At 56.0% G+C, this 17,698-nt stretch carries 18 protein-coding genes and 2 pseudogenes; 5 read left to right on the forward strand and 15 right to left on the reverse strand.

Features of this window, described 5'->3' with window-relative positions:
• Positions 1 to 95 precede the first annotated feature (95 nt).
• The 7 genes from HBN68_RS06895 to rplM form a co-directional block, all read right to left on the reverse strand.
• Positions 96 to 509, reverse strand: coding sequence for a ClpXP protease specificity-enhancing factor (locus HBN68_RS06895; RefSeq protein ID WP_094993043.1), 414 nt, complete (start codon positions 507 to 509; stop codon positions 96 to 98).
• A gap of 17 nt (positions 510 to 526) precedes the next feature.
• Positions 527 to 1,144, reverse strand: a complete 618-nt coding sequence (locus HBN68_RS06900) for a glutathione S-transferase N-terminal domain-containing protein (RefSeq protein WP_094993042.1) — start codon at positions 1,142 to 1,144, stop codon at positions 527 to 529.
• A gap of 184 nt (positions 1,145 to 1,328) precedes the next feature.
• The gene (locus HBN68_RS06905) at positions 1,329 to 2,108 is read right to left on the reverse strand and encodes a cytochrome c1 (protein WP_094993041.1); all 780 of its coding nucleotides are present in this window, start codon (positions 2,106 to 2,108) and stop codon (positions 1,329 to 1,331) included.
• Entirely contained in the window at positions 2,108 to 3,319 is a 1,212-nt protein-coding gene (locus HBN68_RS06910) for a cytochrome bc complex cytochrome b subunit (protein WP_047273766.1), read from the reverse strand. The genes HBN68_RS06905 and HBN68_RS06910 overlap by 1 nt, the downstream gene beginning before the upstream one ends.
• Positions 3,319 to 3,918 carry a ubiquinol-cytochrome c reductase iron-sulfur subunit gene (petA, locus tag HBN68_RS06915; protein WP_094993040.1) on the reverse strand — a complete coding sequence of 200 codons (600 nt, stop codon included), beginning with the start codon at positions 3,916 to 3,918 and terminating at the stop codon, positions 3,319 to 3,321. The genes HBN68_RS06910 and petA overlap by 1 nt, the downstream gene beginning before the upstream one ends.
• Before the next feature lie 253 nt (positions 3,919 to 4,171).
• On the reverse strand, positions 4,172 to 4,564 hold the full coding sequence (gene rpsI / locus HBN68_RS06920; RefSeq protein WP_047273763.1) for a 30S ribosomal protein S9: 393 nt from the start codon (positions 4,562 to 4,564) through the stop codon (positions 4,172 to 4,174).
• A 14-nt stretch (positions 4,565 to 4,578) separates the two neighbouring features.
• Positions 4,579 to 5,007 (reverse strand): 50S ribosomal protein L13, encoded by a 429-nt coding sequence (rplM, locus tag HBN68_RS06925; RefSeq protein ID WP_047273761.1) that lies wholly within the window; start codon positions 5,005 to 5,007, stop codon positions 4,579 to 4,581.
• Positions 5,008 to 5,313: 306 nt separating this feature from the next.
• On the opposite strand from rplM, the pseudogene HBN68_RS06930 reads away from it, so the two are divergent.
• Together HBN68_RS06930 and HBN68_RS06935 are read left to right on the forward strand one after the other, a co-directional pair.
• A pseudogene (locus HBN68_RS06930) lies at positions 5,314 to 6,194 on the forward strand (aldo/keto reductase).
• 224 nt (positions 6,195 to 6,418) lie between these two features.
• A complete protein-coding gene (locus HBN68_RS06935; RefSeq protein WP_169963341.1) occupies positions 6,419 to 7,339 on the forward strand; it encodes a GlxA family transcriptional regulator in 921 nt (306 codons plus the stop codon).
• Positions 7,340 to 7,410: 71 nt separating this feature from the next.
• On the opposite strand, the gene zapE is transcribed toward HBN68_RS06935, so the two are convergent.
• The 3 genes from zapE to HBN68_RS06950 all read right to left on the reverse strand — a co-directional run bounded on the left by zapE (position 7,411) and on the right by HBN68_RS06950 (position 10,612).
• The gene (gene zapE / locus HBN68_RS06940) at positions 7,411 to 8,505 is read right to left on the reverse strand and encodes a cell division protein ZapE (RefSeq protein WP_169963084.1); all 1,095 of its coding nucleotides are present in this window, start codon (positions 8,503 to 8,505) and stop codon (positions 7,411 to 7,413) included.
• Positions 8,506 to 8,596: 91 nt separating this feature from the next.
• Positions 8,597 to 9,952, reverse strand: coding sequence for a tryptophan--tRNA ligase (locus tag HBN68_RS06945; RefSeq protein ID WP_169963083.1), 1,356 nt, complete (start codon positions 9,950 to 9,952; stop codon positions 8,597 to 8,599).
• 24 nt (positions 9,953 to 9,976) lie between these two features.
• A complete protein-coding gene (locus tag HBN68_RS06950; protein WP_094993036.1) occupies positions 9,977 to 10,612 on the reverse strand; it encodes an alpha/beta fold hydrolase in 636 nt (211 codons plus the stop codon).
• Between the two features lie 139 nt (positions 10,613 to 10,751).
• On the opposite strand from HBN68_RS06950, the gene HBN68_RS06955 reads away from it, so the two are divergent.
• Positions 10,752 to 11,186, forward strand: a complete 435-nt coding sequence (locus HBN68_RS06955) for a DUF1043 family protein (RefSeq protein WP_047273751.1) — start codon at positions 10,752 to 10,754, stop codon at positions 11,184 to 11,186.
• Positions 11,187 to 11,343: 157 nt separating this feature from the next.
• Here HBN68_RS06955 and HBN68_RS06960 read toward each other — a convergent pair whose 3' ends face one another.
• The 5 genes and pseudogenes from HBN68_RS06960 to HBN68_RS06975 all read right to left on the reverse strand — a co-directional run bounded on the left by HBN68_RS06960 (position 11,344) and on the right by HBN68_RS06975 (position 15,580).
• Complete coding sequence (locus tag HBN68_RS06960) at positions 11,344 to 12,060, reverse strand: OmpA family protein (protein WP_169963082.1); 717 nt, start codon at positions 12,058 to 12,060, stop codon at positions 11,344 to 11,346.
• Between the two features lie 100 nt (positions 12,061 to 12,160).
• A complete protein-coding gene (locus tag HBN68_RS06965) occupies positions 12,161 to 12,802 on the reverse strand; it encodes an MBL fold metallo-hydrolase (RefSeq protein ID WP_169963081.1) in 642 nt (213 codons plus the stop codon).
• 31 nt (positions 12,803 to 12,833) lie between these two features.
• Complete coding sequence (locus tag HBN68_RS06970; protein ID WP_169963080.1) at positions 12,834 to 14,600, reverse strand: DUF1302 domain-containing protein; 1,767 nt, start codon at positions 14,598 to 14,600, stop codon at positions 12,834 to 12,836.
• A 126-nt stretch (positions 14,601 to 14,726) separates the two neighbouring features.
• A pseudogene (locus tag HBN68_RS22125) lies at positions 14,727 to 14,819 on the reverse strand (hypothetical protein); the annotation flags it as partial.
• Between the two features lie 131 nt (positions 14,820 to 14,950).
• Positions 14,951 to 15,580, reverse strand: a complete 630-nt coding sequence (locus HBN68_RS06975) for a LysE family transporter (RefSeq protein WP_094993032.1) — start codon at positions 15,578 to 15,580, stop codon at positions 14,951 to 14,953.
• Positions 15,581 to 15,660: 80 nt separating this feature from the next.
• On the opposite strand from HBN68_RS06975, the gene HBN68_RS06980 reads away from it, so the two are divergent.
• On the forward strand, positions 15,661 to 16,626 hold the full coding sequence (locus tag HBN68_RS06980; protein WP_094993031.1) for a 2-hydroxyacid dehydrogenase: 966 nt from the start codon (positions 15,661 to 15,663) through the stop codon (positions 16,624 to 16,626).
• Between the two features lie 30 nt (positions 16,627 to 16,656).
• A complete protein-coding gene (locus HBN68_RS06985; protein WP_094993030.1) occupies positions 16,657 to 17,655 on the forward strand; it encodes a class I SAM-dependent methyltransferase in 999 nt (332 codons plus the stop codon).
• The last annotated feature ends 43 nt before the right edge of the window (positions 17,656 to 17,698 follow it).

Consider the following 17,698-nt stretch of genomic DNA (forward strand, 5'->3'; position numbering starts at 1 on the left):
TCCGCCAATCAAGCAACGGGGCAGTACCCGCCCAACGACAAAGATCACACGCTAATCACGCACAAAAAAGGCGACCCCTCGAGGTCGCCTTTTTATTACTTCACCACTTTCAGACTCGGCCGTCCGCTAGGACGCGGTGGCTCGCTGCCCGGAGGCGGCAAATCATCATCCGGCTCAATCTCGTCATCAGCTTCAAGAGCCTCTTCCAGATCAAACACCATGCCTTGGCCATTCTCACGGGCATAAATCCCCAAAATGGCTGAAATTGGCACATACAGTGTGTGAGGCACACCCCCGAACCGCGCTTCGAAGCTGACCGCCTCGTTGTCCATGTGCAGATGACGCACAGCAACAGGCGCAACATTCAACACGATCTGCCCTTCACTGGCGAAGCCTTGCGGCACTTGCACACTCGGGTATTCGGAATTTACCAACATGTGCGGCGTGCAGTCGTTATCTACAATCCACTCATAGAGCGCACGCACCAAATAAGGTCGACTTGAATTCATCAAGGGCTCCTAAAGCCTTAGCGCATATCGCGTTCGACACCAGACAAGCTTGCCTGGAAAGCCTCACGCGCAAACTGGCGCTCCATATAATCAAGCAGCGGCTTGGCAGGCCGCGGCAGTTCAATACCCAAAACAGGCAAACGCCAGAGTATCGGTAATAGACAGCAGTCGACCAGACTTTGCTCGTCGCTGAGGAAAAAAGGTTTGTCAGCAAATAACGCCGAGACACCCGTTAAACTCTCGCGCAGCTCTTTGCGCGCCTGCACACGCGCAGGCTCTTTAGTGCGCGAGTCCAGAATCAGGTCAACCAATACGCACCAGTCACGCTGGATTCGATGGATCAGTAGACGACTGTTTGCACGTGCGACCGGATAGACCGGCAGCAAAGGCGGATGCGGATAACGCTCATCCAGGTACTCCATCACCACAGTCGATTCCCACAACGCAAGGTCGCGGTCGACCAGGGTTGGCAAACTGCCGTATGGGTTCACTTCGATCAGCTTTGGCGGTTGACGACCCGCCTCCACACTAATGATCTCGGCGCTGACACCCTTCTCCGCGAGCACAATGCGCACTCGATGGGAATAGTGGTCGGCGGGGTCGGAGTAACAGGCCAACCGATTGGTCACGCCCATGGCGGTCCTCCTCGCTTGTTGAAATGATCAGAAGCAGAAAAACGAAAGCGCCCGAGGTGCGTCTCCAGCAACCGTAAATCGTGGCACACATGATCAAAACGACCTTGTGTACCACAACCAGCACGGCTACCTGTTCAGAGACACCCTCGGGCGCACACGTTAAACAGCAATGCGTGTAACGATATCAGTGCACGTCTTTCCAGTATTCACGCTTGAGCAAATAAGCGAACACAAAGAAGAACGCCAGATAGAGCAATACGTACGTGCCGATGCGCTGATGCTCCAGCTTCACCGGGTTGGCCGAATAGGCCAGGAAGGTCACAAGGTTCTTGATCTTCTCATCGAACTGCTCTTCAGTCAGCGTGCCGGTTTTTGGCAATACTGTTAGCTGGTCGCACGCTTCATGTGTCAAAGGCGTGCCGGTGAGCGGATCATACTGCTTCTTGCCGTCTTCGACGATCTGAACTTGCTTGCAGCCAATCACCTGACGACCCTGTAGCGGCGCCAGAACGTTTGGCATGCCCACGTTCGGGAAGACCTTATTGTTCACACCCCAAGGGCGCGACGGGTCTTCATAGAACGAACGCAGGTAGCTGTAGAGCCAGTCAGTACCACGTACACGTGCTACCAGCGTCAGATCAGGCGGTGCCGCACCAAACCAGGCCTTGGCGTCTTCAGGCTTCATGCCGATGTTCATGTGGTCACCGATCTTGGCGCCAGTCATTACCAGATTATCGAGCATGACGTCGTGAGGGATGCCCAGATCATCAGCAACACGCTCATAGCGCTGGAATTTGGCACTGTGACAGCCCATGCAGTAGTTGGCGAACGTACGTGCGCCGTCTTGCATGGCAGCCTTGTCAGACACATCGATATCGACTTTGTCGAGCTGGACACCCTGCTCCGCAGCGAAAGACAGTGCAGGCATCACAGCAAGCATCAATACAGCAAATAGCTTTTTCATCAGCCAGTCACCCTTTCCGGAACCGGTTTGGTCTTCTCAAGCCTGGTGTAGAACGGCATCAAAATGAAGTAGGCGAAGTACAGGAACGTACACACCTGCGACAACAGCGTGCGGCCCGGGGTCGGCGCCAATACGCCCAACACACCCAGAATCACGAAGGAGATACAGAACACCCACAGCCAAATTTTGCTCATCCAGCCTTTGTAACGCATGGATTTGACAGGGCTACGGTCCAGCCATGGCAACACGAACAGCACTGCAATCGCTGCCCCCATGGCGATAACGCCCATCAACTTGTCAGGAATGGCGCGCAAGATCGCGTAGAACGGTGTGAAGTACCAGACAGGCGCAATATGCTCCGGCGTTTTGAAGGCGTTAGCTTGTTCAAAGTTCGGCTTTTCGAGGAAATAACCACCCATTTCCGGGAAGAAGAACACGATCGAACAGAAGACAAACAGGAACACCACTACGCCGACAATGTCTTTCACGGTGTAGTACGGATGGAAAGGAATGCCATCCAGCGGGATGCCGTTTTCGTCTTTGTGCTTCTTGATATCCACGCCATCCGGGTTGTTCGACCCGACTTCGTGCAAGGCAAGAATGTGCAGCACCACCAGCCCCAGAATCACGATCGGCAAGGCTACAACGTGCAAGGCAAAGAAGCGGTTCAGGGTAATACCGGAGATCAGGTAGTCACCACGAATCCACTGAGTCAGGTCGTTGCCAATTACAGGGATTGCGCCAAACAGCGAGATGATCACCTGGGCGCCCCAGTAGGACATTTGCCCCCAAGGCAGCAAGTAACCCATGAAGGCTTCAGCCATCAGGGCCAGATAAATCATCATGCCGAACAGCCAGACCAGCTCACGTGGCTTCTGGTATGAACCGTAGAGCAAACCACGGAACATATGCAGATAAACCACGATAAAGAACGCAGAAGCACCGGTAGAGTGCAGCAGGCGCAAGATCGAGCCGTATTCAACGTCACGCATGATGTATTCGACAGAGGCGAAAGCTTCCTCTGCAGACGGCGTGTAACTCATGGTCAGCCACACACCCGTTACGATCTGGTTAACCAGAACCAGCAACGCGAGGGAGCCGAAAAAGTAGAAAAAGTTGAAGTTCTTCGGTGCGTAGTACTTGCTGAGATGGTCTTCCCACATCTTTGTGGCCGGGAAGCGTGCATCTACCCAATCCATGAACTTGCTCATTACGCGTTCTCCCCTTCGAGACCAACGACAATGATGTTGTCACTGCCCTCTACGTAGTAGTAAGGCGGCACTGGCAGGTTCAGTGGAGCAGGCTGTGCCTTGTAGACGCGACCGGCCAGATCATAGTGCGAACCATGACAAGGACAGAAATAACCCCCGACCCAGTCTTTACCCAGGTCAGCAGGTGCGACTTCAGGACGGAAAGTCGGCGAGCAACCCAAGTGCGTACAGATGCCGATCAACACCAGAATTTCCGGCTTGATGGAACGGTACTCATTGGTTGAGTTTTCGGGCTGGTCGGATTGCTTGGAATCCGGGTCAGCAAGCTGGCCTTCAATCTTTTTAAGATTCGCGAGAATCTCATCAGTGCGGCGGACAATGAATACCGGCTGACCACGCCACTCAGCAATCATCTGCTGACCTGGCTCAACCTTAGCAATATTGACCTTCACCGGTGCGCCAGCGGCTTTCGCCTTGGCACTGGGGAACCACGACCCCACAAACGGGACTGCCGCCCCCACCGCTCCTGCAGCACCCACCACGGATGTGGCTGCTACGAGGAAGCGACGCCGGCCGACATTTACGCCGTCATTGCTCATTCAGTCCTCTCCCATCAGCTTTGTGGCCTGTTAAATCAGGCATCTACTAAGTAAAAATCTGAACTTATAAAAATTTTGCAGAATGGTAATGAAAAGCCCCTACTCTGACAAGGTAATTACCGCTCTCGGTCGGCTACAAGCCTTGTAGTATAGGCATTTGCTGGATGTGGCAAGTTGTCACACGCATAAATCATTACCCATAAAAAACGCCCAGCTCCTAAGGAGACTGGGCGCTTTTGAACGAAGCTGCGAATTAACGCTTCGAGTACTGCGGACGCTTACGCGCTTTACGCAGACCGACTTTCTTACGTTCAACTTCACGAGCATCGCGAGTTACGAAGCCTGCTTTGCGCAGAGCGCCACGCAGAGTTTCGTCGTATTGCATCAGTGCGCGAGTGATACCGTGGCGGATTGCGCCAGCTTGACCACTTACACCACCGCCGATCACGGTAACGAAGATGTCGAATTTCTCAACAGTCTCAGTCAATTCCAGCGGCTGACGAACTACCATGCGGGCAGTTTCGCGACCGAAGAAATTATCCAGGGAGCGGTTGTTGATGGAGATGTTACCAGTACCCGGACGCAGGAAAACGCGTGCGGTTGCAGTCTTACGACGGCCAGTGCCGTAGTTTTGAGTCGCCGACATAATGAACTATTCCGTTAAAACTTCAGTTCTTGGGGCTGCTGAGCAGTATGAGGGTGAGCAGCGCCCGCATAGACTTTCAGCTTACGGTACATGTCGCGACCCAGCGGGTTTTTAGGCAGCATGCCTTTAACCGCGGTCTCGATCACGCGCTCAGGAGCTTTGGCGATCAGCTTTTCGAAGTTGATCGACTTAATCCCGCCCGGGAAACCGGAGTGAGAGTAGTACATTTTGTCAGAGGTTTTGGCACCAGTGACACGGATTTGCTCAGCATTGATAACAACGATGTAGTCACCGGTGTCAACGTGCGGAGTGTATTCCGGCTTGTGCTTGCCACGCAGACGGCTCGCGATCTCGGTGGCCAGACGACCCAGGGTCTGACCAGCAGCGTCGACGACAAACCAGTCGCGCTTTACTGTTTCTGGTTTAGCAGTAAAAGTTTTCATTCTTTATAGCCTCAGGGGCCGCCCTGTAAATTAGACGGCGGATCTTACTGAATAGTGCGTACTTTGACAAGTCAAAGGCAGCCGGGTACAGACGCTATCGGGGGCTCGGGTCAGCGCGTCCGTTCAACGGCAAGATTCTTCGGCAGGCGGCGCATCACTTCCACTGCAGAAAGAGGTCGGCAATTATCCAGATTGCGAAAAAAATTACAACCTGCTTTTATGATTCTTTCCCCCAAGGAGCACCCTATGGATTACCGCCAGCTAGGCCGAACCGATCTCAAAGTCAGCACAATTGGCCTCGGAACCATGACCTGGGGCGAGCAGAACACCCAGGATGAAGCCTTCGCGCAAATTGAGTACGCAAAAAACGCAGGCATCAATTTCATCGACACCGCTGAAATGTACCCGGTACCACCCAAGGCCGACACTTACGCCACCACCGAGCGTTACATAGGCAATTGGTTCAAGGCCCGCGGTGATCGGGCGGACTGGATACTGGCCAGCAAGATCGCCGGCCCGGGCAATGGCATCGACTACATTCGCGACGGCCAGCTCAAACATAACCGAACCCATATCGTCCAGGCACTGGATGCCAGCCTCAAGCGCCTGCAAACAGACTGGATCGACCTGTACCAACTGCACTGGCCGGAACGCAGCACCAATTTCTTCGGTCAACTCGGCTACACCCACCACGCTGACGAGCAATTCACTCCACTCGAAGACACCCTCGAAGCCCTCGACGAACAAGTCAAAGCAGGCAAAATCCGCCATATCGGCCTGTCCAACGAAACCCCCTGGGCCTCGCTGAAATTGCCATTCGCGAACAATGCGGCCTGCTCGCCTACTCCCCGCTGGCGTTCGGGATGCTTTCGGGCAAGTACAACGGGGGCGCCCGACCTCCAAAGGGCCGCTTGAGCCTCTACAGCCGCTTCTCGCGCTATTCCAACCCGCAGGCCGTGGCTGCCAGCGAGCGTTATGTGGCACTGGCCCACCAACACGGCCTGGACCCCGCTCAAATGGCCCTGGCTTATGTGACGCAACAGCCGTTCGTCACCAGCAATATCATTGGCGCAACCACGATGGCGCAACTTGAGAGCAATATCGCCAGCATCGAAGTAGAACTCTCGGACGAAGTACTGGCAGGCATCGAGGCCATTCACAAGGAGCAGCCAAACCCCGCACCTTGACATGATTGCGTAGCAGCTGTTTGCGACGGCCTGCGCCTCGATCGGCAGCTGCTACGGCGCTCACTGAATCCCCCCCTAGACACACAGGACAAAAAATAAGACGATCCAGCCGCAAGTTGACCAATTTCACCTATAAGAATAATCAAATCATGTCTACTCATCTCTCCGCGCCCTTGCGGCGCGTCAGCATATTGGCTATCGATCGGGTTTTTGCCTCGACACTGATGCAGGCCAAAGATTTCTTCCACCTCGCCAGCCTGCGTCATGGCAAACAGTTAGGCCAAGGCCTTAACGCCAGCTTCGAAACACGCCTCGTCAGCCCTGACGGCCTGCCTGTCAGCAGTTTTAGTAACGTGATGCTTCCGGTGGATGGCAGCCTCGAAGACACTGACATCATCATCCTCCCGGCCTTTTGGGACGACTTCGACACGCTCTGTCAGCGCTACCCGCAAATACTGCCCTGGTTACGCGCACAACACGCACGCGGCGCCGTACTCTGCGCTGAAGCCACTGGCGTCTTCTGGCTGGCAGAAGCCGGCCTGCTGGACGGTAAGGAAGCGACAACCTACTGGCGTTTTTTCAACAGCTTCGCCGAACGCTTTCCGAACGTTCATCTCAATCAAGACAAACACCTGACGGATGCTGACAACCTGTATTGCGCGGGAGGCCCCACCTCGGCCTGCGACCTTTACATTTACCTGATCGAACGCTTCTGTGGCGCCAATATCGCCCAGGCCGTGGCACGTGACATTCTTTATGAAGTGCAACGTAACTACGCACCCGGTCGCATCGGGTTTGGCGGACAGAAGCTGCACCAGGACGTCATCATTCTGCAAATACAGCACTGGCTCGAAGAACATTTTGCCGACAAGTTCCGCTTCGAGGATGTGGCTCGCGAACATGGCATGAGCATTCGTAACTTTATGCGTCGCTTCCAGATGGCGACAGGCGACAAGCCCTTGCATTACCTGCAACGTCTGCGCATAGAGACCGCCAAAGGGCTACTTTCAGCCACCCGTAAAAGCATCAAGACCATCAGCTACGACGTTGGCTACGACGACGCCAGCTTCTTCGCGCGCTTGTTCCGGCAACACACCGAGCTGTCACCCAACCAATACCGCCAGCAATTTCAACAAGCCGCCTAACCAGCCGTAACATTCATGACCAGCCAAAAAAAAAGGCCTGCATAAGCAGGCCTTTCTCATGAAACGCTCAACTAAGGCTTATGCGCCCGCGTCAGGTATTCATGGGATTGCATCTCCAGCAAACGGCTCAGCGTGCGCTGGAATTCAAAGTTCAGACGCCCGCCCGTGTATAAATCCTTGAGCTCGACTTCTGCCGAAATGATCAGTTTGACGTTACGGTCGTAAAACTCGTCGACCATGTTGATGAAACGGCGCGCAATATCGTCCGTTTTCACGTCCATCTGTTCAACACCGCTCAGAATCACCGCATTGAAAATTTTGCCCAATTCAATGTAATCGTTCTGGCTACGCGGGCCATCACACAGCTCGCGGAAATCAAACCAGGCCACGTCATCGCATGTCCGCAAGGCGCGAATGGTACGGTTCTCGATGATCAAATCATCGTTTTCCACTGCACGCGTCGAGTTGTGTGTGAGCGCTTTAAAGCTTTCGCGCAAGGACTTTTCCGAGGCTTCATTGAGCGGAAAGTGGAACAGCTCAGCCTGCTCCAGATGGCGCAGGCGGTAGTCCACGCCACTGTCAACGTTGACGATCTCAGTGTTCTGCTTGATCAATGCAATAGCGGGCAAAAAGCGCGCGCGCTGCAGGCCGTCTTTGTACAAACCATCGGGCACGATGTTCGAGGTCGCAACCAGAGTGACACCGTTTTTGAACAGCTCTTCCATCAACGTCCCGAGAATCATGGCATCGGTAATGTCCGACACAAAGAACTCATCGAAACAAATCACCCGAGCCTCATCGGCAAAACGCTTGGCGATGATGGTCAACGGGTTTTTTTCGCCATTCAGGGTGCGCATTTCTTCATGCACACGCTTCATGAAACGGTGGAAGTGCGTACGAACTTTCTGCTTGAACGGCAGAGCATCAAAGAACGTATCAACCAGATACGTCTTGCCCCGCCCTACTCCACCCCAGAAATACAGGCCTTTGACCGGTGTCTGGTCCTTTTTGCCGAAGAGCTTGCCGAACAGCCCCGGCTTGCTCTGCGAAGAAGCAACCAGATCGTCGTACAGACGCTGCAAATGGCGTACAGCGTTTTCCTGCGCGGCATCGTGGAAGAAGTCCGGGCGTTTCAGATCAGCTTGATATCGTTCTAAAGGCGTCATAATTCGTTAGCAAGGCAACAAAAACGGGCCGTCACTGTAGCGACGGCCTTGGGGAATGGCAATCGGACCTGAGGCGAATCGCCGCACTTTCTTAGTCCTGTGCAGGCACCAGCGACAAGCGCAGGGTCTCAATAGCAGCATCCCGTGCCGCGCTGTCGGCAAATTCCGAACTGTCCGCCACGCACTCTCCTGCCAGCCATACACTGAAACGCGAGTCCTGGGTGCGCACGTCAAGCGGTTCACCGGATTGCAGTTGCTTGGTCACTTGCCCTGCCGCCTTGCCATCGCTGAAGCTGCGCGACAGCAGCAATTGTTCGCCGTCGGTTGCCAATAAGCGGAAGCGGAAGCTGCCGTCTTCGTCACGGAAGCTGACAAAGCGTGGGCCTTTGGTCGCTTTCTTTTTGGTCGCGGTAGTGGCCTGCGCCGCACTGACAAACGAACGCAGACCGACGGCTTCGCGCAACTGCGCCAGGAAAGGCGTCGCGATTGTGCGAGCTTTATGGGCTCCGGCCAACAAGATGTCTTCCATGTCGGATGGGCGCGACATCAGCTCGTGATACCGCTCGCGGGCCTCACCCAGTTCGGCATCCAGCAGCTTGAACAGACGTTCTTTCGCCTCCCCCCATCCCAAGCCCTGCAACAGGTCATTGCGGAACTCTGCGGTCTGCGCAGGCGTTGAGAATGCCTGATACAACGTGAACAGGTGCGAGTTGTCAGGATCCTTGGCTTCGCCCGGCGCACGGGAGTCAGTCACGATGCGCGAAATAGCGCTTTTCATGTCTTTGGCGCTGGTGAACAGCGGGATCGTGTTGTCGTAGCTTTTGGACATCTTGCGACCATCAAGACCGGGCAAGGTGGCAACGCTTTCTTCAATCAGCGCTTCCGGCATCGCGAAAAAGTCTTTGCCGTTGCCAAATAGATGATTGAAACGCTGGCCGATGTCACGGGCCATTTCAACGTGCTGGATCTGGTCGCGACCGACCGGCACCTTGTTGGCATTGAACATCAGAATGTCGGCAGCCATAAGCACCGGATAGCTGTACAAGCCCATGCTGATGCCCGCGTCCGGGTCTTCGCCGTTTTCCAGGTTTTTGTCCACCGACGCCTTGTAAGCGTGGGCGCGGTTGAGCAGGCCTTTAGCCGCGACACAGGTCAGCAGCCAGGTCAGCTCAGGAATCTCGGGGATGTCTGACTGACGGTAAAAAGTCACTCGCTCGACATCCAGACCGGACGCTAGCCAAGTTGCTGCGATTTCCTGACGCGAGCGCTGGATGCGCTGCGGGTCATCGCATTTGATCAGCGCGTGATAATCCGCCAGAAAGTAAAACGAGTCGGCATTGCTGTCACGGCTGGCTACGATGGCCGGGCGAATCGCACCGGCATAGTTGCCCAGATGCGGCGTCCCGGTCGTGGTAATACCGGTGAGGATTCGAGTACGAGTGGTCATAGGTAATCGCTTATCAGACTGCAATCAATTCGAAAGGCGTGGCTGCACCAACTCTTTGAGGTCAGTCAGCTTGCCGTGAAAAAAGTGTCCGCATTCTGCCACTTTCAGCAGCTCATGGGGGCGAGAGAGGTGTTCTGACCAGTCGTAGACCAACTGCGGATCGATCACTTCATCAGTTTCTGGCTGAATCACGGTCAATGCGCATTGGTGCGCCAATGCATCTTCGTCACGCAGGCGCATCACCGCCGGTGCAATCATGAACACATGCTTGAGCGTTTCGCCCTGAGCCTCAAGGCGTCCGCCCAAGCTGGCGGCCACAAAACCACCAAACGAAAACCCAAGCAACGTGATCGGCAGATCTGGGTGTTTGGCGCGCAGCCAACGAGCTGCCGCCAGTGCATCATCGACTTCACCGGTGCCCATATCATGGCTCCCCTCACTCTGGCCTGTGCCACGGTAATTAAACCGCAAGGTAATCAGGCCAGCATCGCGGGCAGTGCGCTGAAGGGTTGAAACAACTTTATTCAACATTGTCCCACCCTGTACCGGGTTGGGATGGCACAGCAGTGCAAGGCCTTTTGCTTCGGGGTGATCGAGGTATAAAGCTTCCAGACGGCCCACGGGGCCATCAATCAAAAGAGGGGTTTCGCGGGTAAGCAAGAAGGAACTCCGTGACCTCAAATTGGGTCGACTCGTCTAGCTGATAGATTCTGTCTGACATATTTGCGAGTGCATCGCGGTATACAGCGCAGGTCCGAGCCGTTAACGTAAAGCAAAGCCGTTTATAGAGGAAGGACTCGTGGAACACTCGCTCTTGATTTGGTTGTTGCCGACTCTAGCCTTGGTTGCAGGTGTCGCCATTGGTTTTCTGGTCGCTCGTCTGCTGCCCAATGCCGCGCCTAACCGCACGCAGCGCCAGCTAGATGACATCCAGGAACGTTTTGACAGTTATCAGAATGAGGTGGTCACCCACTTCAACAGCACCGCCAATCTGGTGAAGAAACTCACTCAGAGCTATCAGGATGTGCAAGACCATCTCGCCGAGGGCGCCAACCGTTTGGCCCTTGACGAGCAGACTCGCCAACGCCTGCTGGCCGCACTGCATTCAGAAGCGCCTCAACCGCACCGCGAGCGCCTTACCCCGCCGCACAGCTCTGAGCCGCCATTGGACTACGCGCCAAAAACCCCGAACGCACCCGGCATGCTCGACGAGCATTACGGCCTGAAGAAGTAACACTTTCAGTAAAGCGTTCAGCAAAAAGCCCCGCGACCTGATAAAGATCGCGGGGCTTTTTGTTATGCGTCTTGCTGTGACCGCTGCAGGAGGATCGTGCGGTAACCGGTCTTACAAACCTTGCACAACCTGCGTCAGCAACGGCAAAGCACGAGGCTTACGGGTACTGTTGAACCTGACCTTGTTGCTGATAGTTCATGCCCGGAATCGGCGCCAGGGTGATCTGCACTCGACGGTTTTGAGCTCGGCCATCAGGGGTCGCGTTGCTAGCAATCGGGTCCACAGGCCCCTTACCGGTGACAGACAAGTACTGACCACTGACCCCCTGAGACGTCAGATAGGTGGCAACGCTCTGCGCACGCTGCTGCGACAGCTTCAAGTTGTATTCGTAGTTACCGGTGCTATCGGTGTAACCCACAATTTGAATCTGTTGCTGGTTATTGAGTTGCTTCAGCGAGTTGGCCAGGCTGTTGAGCGGTTGATAGAAGCTGGGCGAAATATTTGCCGAGCTAGTGGCAAACGTAATATTTCCCGGCATAACCAAGGTGATGTTGTCGCCCTGACGCTGAACCTCTACCCCCGTGTTTGCCATACTGGCGCGCAGTGCAGCTTCTTGCTTGTCAGCGTAATAGCCATAACCCGCAGCCCCCAGACCCGCAACGGCAGCGCCGATCAGTGCGCCCTTGCCACGGTTGTTGTGGTCAATGGCAGCACCCGCCACTGCACCGGCCAACGCTCCCAGCCCGCCATACTTGGCCGTTTTGCTCATGCCCGTCGATGCCTGCCCCTGGTTGTCATACGGGTTGGGCGAGGCACAGCCGGCCAGCAAAGCAATCGCACTGGCGGCAACAATCAAACGACTCGAAATAAACATGGTGAAGCTCCTACTCAATACTTTCTGGGGGCAAAGGTCGTTGGCAGTGGACCTCTGTTGGCGTTGGAACACGACCAACGGTAAAAATTCCATTGGCCTCTCAAGCACGTACAAACGGGTTTTCGCGCATCTCTTCGCCCAGACGGGTATCAGGGCCATGGCCTGTAATCACTGTGGCATCTTCATCCAGCGTATACAGACGCTGCTTGATGGAACGTACGATAGTTGCCTGATCGCCACCCCACAAATCGGTACGGCCAACGCCACGACGAAACAGGGTGTCACCGGCAATCAACAGCTTGGCATCGGCAAACCAGAAGCTCATGGAGCCGGGGGTGTGCCCCGGCGTGTGCAGCGCCACACCACACCCGCACGCAAGCTCCTCATCATCGGCAAGCCAGCGATCCGGTGACGGCACCGGGGTGTATGGAACGCGAAACAACTTGCACTGCATCTCAAGGTTGTCCCACAGGAACTGGTCCTCTTTATGCAGGTGCAACGTCGCCCCGGTTTTCTCCTTGAGTTGACCCGACGCCAGAAAATGGTCCAGGTGCGCATGGGTGTGAATGATGCTCACCACCTTCAAACCGTGCTTTTCCAAGCGCGCCAGAATCAACTCATGATCGCCACCCGGGTCGACCACAATGGCCTTTTTCGTGACTGGATCGCCGATGATCGTGCAGTTGCACTGCAAAGGGCCGACAGGGAAGGTTTCACGGATGAGCGCGGGCGGGTTGTTCATGGTTCTGGGTTCCAAAGCGGATAAAACGGTTTTAAAACTTGACCCCGACGCTTAACGCCATAAAGTCGCGATCACTCAAGGTACTGTAACGGCCGCCAAAAAAATTGGTGTACGACACGCTGCTGGTGTAGGTGTCCTGGTACTCGGCATCCAGCCCCAGGCTGACTGCTTTACGGCCTTCTTCGAACGTGGCGGCGGGTCCCGGTGAGTAACCGCTGACATCATGGGACCATGCCAACCCGGGTTTGAGATTGATGCCCGGCAGCACGTTGTTGTATTCCCACACGGCCCGCGCCCGATACCCCCACGAATTGGCAGTGGTAAAACCATCGTCACCCTCCTGACCAAACACCGGGTCGCGGCCATAGCGTTTATCAGATCGGCTTTCCAGCCCGGCAACGTGAGAGATACCGATTTCACCGGTCAGAATCAGCCGATTGGCGCCCATGGCATTGTCCAGAACGTGTGTCAGGGATGTCTGAAACTGGGTGACCTCTTTACGTCGATAGCCTGAGGCATCCGCCCCGGGCGTGACGCTCAAGGGGGACGCGTCTGCCAACCCCGGCAACAAGGTGACATTGGCGTACAGCAGATCATCGGTATTGAGTTGCACCGGCGCATTGGGACGATAGCTCAACTCCCCTTTCCACGCCGTGCCTGTGGATAACGTGGTTGCGAAACTCAAGCCGTATAAACGAATGTCTTCGGGGTATTCGACGTAGTAGCTGGCATTGCCCGCGACGTGCATTGGCCCCAAACCGCCAGCAGCAGACGCTGCGTTGTACACCGCTTGTGAAGCCGCACGCCCGCTGATGATCGGATCACGGCTGTGGTAGTTCATGAAGAACGCACCAAATTCAGTGTCCAGCGGGTCGAAGCGATAGTGCATGGCAAGCCCGAACTGCCCGCTATTGCGTGCGTTGCGGTCTGCATCCCGGCGCACCAACACGCCTTCGTTGTTGATGTCGACACCGGCCGAGGTCAACGCAGCCAAGTCTGCCACCGTCAGGGCTGAACGCTTGTTCATCACCCGGTAGTTACCGCTACAGCCGTGCGCAATGACATCCGACTGTGAAAAAAATGTCCCGCAGTTGTCGGTCTCGGACTGCTCCCAATTCAGCTGATAAAACCCTTCGACTGATAACCGGTCGGTGAGGCTTTGCGACAGGTAGAACAGGTTGACCGGAACCAGCCCATCCTTGTATTCAGTGGCTGGACGGCGATAGGCCGCCGCATCCGTCGGGTTGATGGCATTGATCCCGCCGCCGATGAAAGCGCCTTCACCCCAACTGACCACTTGCTTGCCCAGACGCACCGCGCCAGGCTGATCGGCAATCACATAGTTGTGGTACACGAACGCATCCAGCCACTGCGCGCCAGCGGATTGCGCCGAAGCGCGCCGACCTTTGTCGCTGATGTTCTTGAATGGGCGACTGTCATCTTGCAGCTCAAAGTCGTACCAATACTTGCCACGCACATAGAGGCCGCTGTCGCCATACTTCAGCTCCAGCCCATGAACACCCATGAATAATTTGGAAAAGGTCTCACCGCGCTTGAAGTTCAAGCGACCATCATCAGAAATTTGCGAGTGGCCAGTGCCGCCGTTATTGGCCCCGATCAATGACTGATCGGCCTTGGCGGTTGACCAACTGGCGCCGATCGACAACTCGGAATCAAGCTGAGCTTCCACGTCCCCGACGTTGAAGCTCACACCCCAGGCGGGCCCGGCGAGCGTCGCGGCGAAGCTGACTGCCAGCGGCAGTTGAGCGCGATGCCAAAACCGGTTGACTGAGGGCATTGATACTTCTCCATGGGCACGTCGCAATAGGCCCGCAAGGATGAAGGAAAACCAGATTTTGACAAGATCCGCCGCTGATACGGCTCAGGGCTGATGCCGTAGCCGAGCCAGGAAAGGGCTGCCATCGAGGGCCACGAAATCACTGTTGCGCAATACAAACCGGCCTTGCGCGTGATTCATCGTGTTGAGGAGTTGCACGGGGGATAAACGCAGGTTGAGGGCGGGCGCCGTCCTGCGAGCCTGCACATAAGCCCCCCAATGAGAAAACGATCAACATCGTTTTTGGGGGGACTCATGTTGGCAGAGGCAAAAAACCGATCACTCACAGCGGTGATCGGTTTAAAACAGCCTCAGTTCATTTCGGTAAAGGCCAGTTTCACACCCAGCGCGACCAAGACTGCACCCATGGTGCGATCAAACCAATGGCCCATGCGCGCAAAGCCCGTGCGTACACGTTGATGGCTGAACAGCATGGCCACCATGCAGAACCACAGGCCGGTGGCCACAGCCAGGTACACGCCATAGCCAGCCTGAATCGACAATGGCGTGTGCGGGTTGATCACAACTGTAAACAGCGACAGGAAAAACAGCGTGGCCTTCGGGTTCAAGCCATTGGTCACAAAACCCGACGTGAACGCGCCGCGCGCCGTGCGCTCGCCCACAGGCAGCGCAGTAGCAACGGCGGTCGGATCGGCCGGTTTTGCACGCAGCGCCTTGATCCCGATGTACAGCAAGTAAGCGGCCGCCAGCCATTTGAGTGCGTTAAACAACACGATCGATTGCGACACGATGATGCCAATGCCGAGCAGCGAATAACCGACATGAACAAAAATCGCCGTGCCAACTCCGAATGCCGTGAACATGCCAGCGCGGCGACCGTGGGTCACACTCTCACGCACCACCACGGCAAAGTCCGGGCCCGGGCTGGCCACCGCCAACAGGTGAATCAGGGCGACGGTCAAGAATTCTGTCCAATACATGCACGGCTCCATTACAAATTGTTTCTTCTGATAGTCTCGCCACATTACGCCTTCATTTCACCGCACAAAAGGTACAGTTGATGACTAACACTCGCCGCGCCGTGTTCCTGGATCACACCTCACTGGATCTGGGTGATCTCGACCTCAGCCCTTTGCGTGACTGCCTGGGCGATCTGCAACTGTACGCCGATACAACCTCTGAAAACCTGATCGAGCGCTTGCAAGGTGCCAGCGTTGTCATCAGCAATAAAATCCTGCTAAACGCTGAAACACTCGCAGCGTGCCCGCAACTGAAACTGATCCTGGTCGCCGCCACTGGCACCAATAACGTGGACCTTGAAGCCGCACGCGCCCGGGGTATTGTTGTCGCCAACTGTCAGGGGTACGGCACGCCCTCGGTGGCACAGCACACGTTGACTTTGCTGCTGGCACTGGCGACCCGCCTGCTCGACTATCAAAACGCAGTGTCGGCCGGGCAGTGGCAAACGGCCAAACAGTTCTGCCTGCTGGACTTCCCGATTGTGGAACTGGAAGGCAAGACCCTTGGCTTGTTCGGTCACGGCGAGCTGGGCAGCGCAGTCGCGAAATTAGCAGAAGCCTTCGGCATGCGCGTACTGGTCGGGCAGATTCCGGGCCGCCCTGCCCGTGCCGATCGTCTGCCTCTGGATGAACTGTTGCCGCAGGTCGATGCGCTGACGTTTCACTGCCCGCTCAACGAACATACGCGCAATTTCATTGGCGCCCGAGAGCTGGCAATGCTCAAGCCCGGCGCGTTCGTGGTCAATACAGCCCGGGGCGGCATAATCGATGAACAGGCCTTGGCCGATGCCTTGCGCAGCGGCCATTTGGGCGGTGCGGCCACTGACGTGTTGAGCGTTGAACCGCCGCGTAATGGCAATCCGCTGCTGGCTGAAGACATCCCGCGGCTGATTATCACCCCGCACAGCGCGTGGGGCAGCCGTGAAGCGCGACAGCGAATCGTGGGTCAATTAACCGAAAACGCTCAAGCGTTCTTCAACGGTACAGCGCTGCGGGTCGTCAGTTGATAAACTGCGCCCCTTTTTGAGGAGCAGATTATGGATCCGCGCAGTGAAGTACTGCTTCGTCAGCCTGATTACTTTCAAGGCAACGTGTTGTTGGTGGGCCTGCCCCCGGACGACGCACTCGGCCGCTTGCCCAACGCCCACGGCTGGTGCTGGCACGCTGGCGATCACGCCGCGCTGGAGGCTCGTTTCGCCGGGCGCGTACATTTTGGGGTGGATGTGCCGGAGCGCGCGTTTGACACCGCCGTGGTGTATTTGCCCAAGTCCAAAGAGCTGAGCGATTACGTCCTCAAGGCCGTGGCCGCACGCCTGCCCAATGCCGATGTATTTCTGGTGGGCGAGAAAAAAGGCGGTATTGAAGGCGCCTCCAAACAACTGATCCCGTTCGGCAAGCCGCGCAAGCTCGACAGCGCCCGGCATTGCCAGCTGTGGCAAGTCAGCGTGGTCAATGTTCCGCAAGCGCCCGTGCTGGCTCACCTGGCGCAGCATTATGAGCTGGCTCTGGAAGAAGGCCCGTTAAACGTTGTCAGCCTGCCGGGTGTGTTCAGCCACGGCCGACTGGATCGCGGCAGCGCCCTGCTGCTGGACAACCTCGACAAACTGCCCAGCGGCCATGTACTGGATTTTGGCTGTGGTGCAGGCGTGCTGGGCGCGGCAGTCAAACGCCGTTACCCGCACAACAGCGTCACCCTGCTCGATGTGGACGCATTTGCCACCGCCAGCAGCCGCCTGACATTGGCGGCCAACGGACTGGAAGGTGAGGTGATCTGCGGGGATGGTATCGACGCAGCACCGATGGAGTTGAACACCATCCTGAGTAACCCGCCCTTCCATGTCGGCGTGCATACCGATTACCACGCCACTGAAAACTTGCTGCAAAAAGCCATTAAACATCTGAAAAAAGGTGGCGAACTTCGGATTGTTGCCAATAGCTTCCTGCGCTATCAACCGCTGATCGAAGAGCAGTTCGGCGCCTGCACCGTCAAGGCCGAGGGCCAGGGTTTTCGGATTTACAGCGCCAAGCGTCGATAACGCAATTTAAAAAACAAGGCTTGCCGGATCGGATTTGCGTAGG

This window comes from Pseudomonas sp. WS 5078, from assembly GCF_012985745.1.
Classification (GTDB): Bacteria; Pseudomonadota; Gammaproteobacteria; order Pseudomonadales; family Pseudomonadaceae; genus Aquipseudomonas; species Aquipseudomonas lundensis_A.

Coding starts and splice junctions, on each gene's coding strand:
- rplM (WP_047273761.1), bottom strand. CDS start 5,007: ATGAAAACTTTTACTGCTAAACCAGAAACAGTAAAGCGCGACTGGTTT.
- HBN68_RS06905 (WP_094993041.1), bottom strand. CDS start 2,108: ATGAAAAAGCTATTTGCTGTATTGATGCTTGCTGTGATGCCTGCACTG.
- HBN68_RS06935 (WP_169963341.1), top strand. CDS start 6,419: ATGCAGGCCAAAGATTTCTTCCACCTCGCCAGCCTGCGTCATGGCAAA.
- HBN68_RS06895 (WP_094993043.1), bottom strand. CDS start 509: ATGAATTCAAGTCGACCTTATTTGGTGCGTGCGCTCTATGAGTGGATT.
- HBN68_RS06945 (WP_169963083.1), bottom strand. CDS start 9,952: ATGACCACTCGTACTCGAATCCTCACCGGTATTACCACGACCGGGACG.
- HBN68_RS06910 (WP_047273766.1), bottom strand. CDS start 3,319: ATGAGCAAGTTCATGGATTGGGTAGATGCACGCTTCCCGGCCACAAAG.
- HBN68_RS06965 (WP_169963081.1), bottom strand. CDS start 12,802: ATGAACAACCCGCCCGCGCTCATCCGTGAAACCTTCCCTGTCGGCCCT.
- HBN68_RS06985 (WP_094993030.1), top strand. CDS start 16,657: ATGGATCCGCGCAGTGAAGTACTGCTTCGTCAGCCTGATTACTTTCAA.
- HBN68_RS06975 (WP_094993032.1), bottom strand. CDS start 15,580: ATGTATTGGACAGAATTCTTGACCGTCGCCCTGATTCACCTGTTGGCG.
- zapE (WP_169963084.1), bottom strand. CDS start 8,505: ATGACGCCTTTAGAACGATATCAAGCTGATCTGAAACGCCCGGACTTC.
- petA (WP_094993040.1), bottom strand. CDS start 3,918: ATGAGCAATGACGGCGTAAATGTCGGCCGGCGTCGCTTCCTCGTAGCA.
- HBN68_RS06970 (WP_169963080.1), bottom strand. CDS start 14,600: ATGCCCTCAGTCAACCGGTTTTGGCATCGCGCTCAACTGCCGCTGGCA.
- HBN68_RS06980 (WP_094993031.1), top strand. CDS start 15,661: ATGACTAACACTCGCCGCGCCGTGTTCCTGGATCACACCTCACTGGAT.
- HBN68_RS06960 (WP_169963082.1), bottom strand. CDS start 12,060: ATGTTTATTTCGAGTCGTTTGATTGTTGCCGCCAGTGCGATTGCTTTG.
- rpsI (WP_047273763.1), bottom strand. CDS start 4,564: ATGTCGGCGACTCAAAACTACGGCACTGGCCGTCGTAAGACTGCAACC.
- HBN68_RS06900 (WP_094993042.1), bottom strand. CDS start 1,144: ATGGGCGTGACCAATCGGTTGGCCTGTTACTCCGACCCCGCCGACCAC.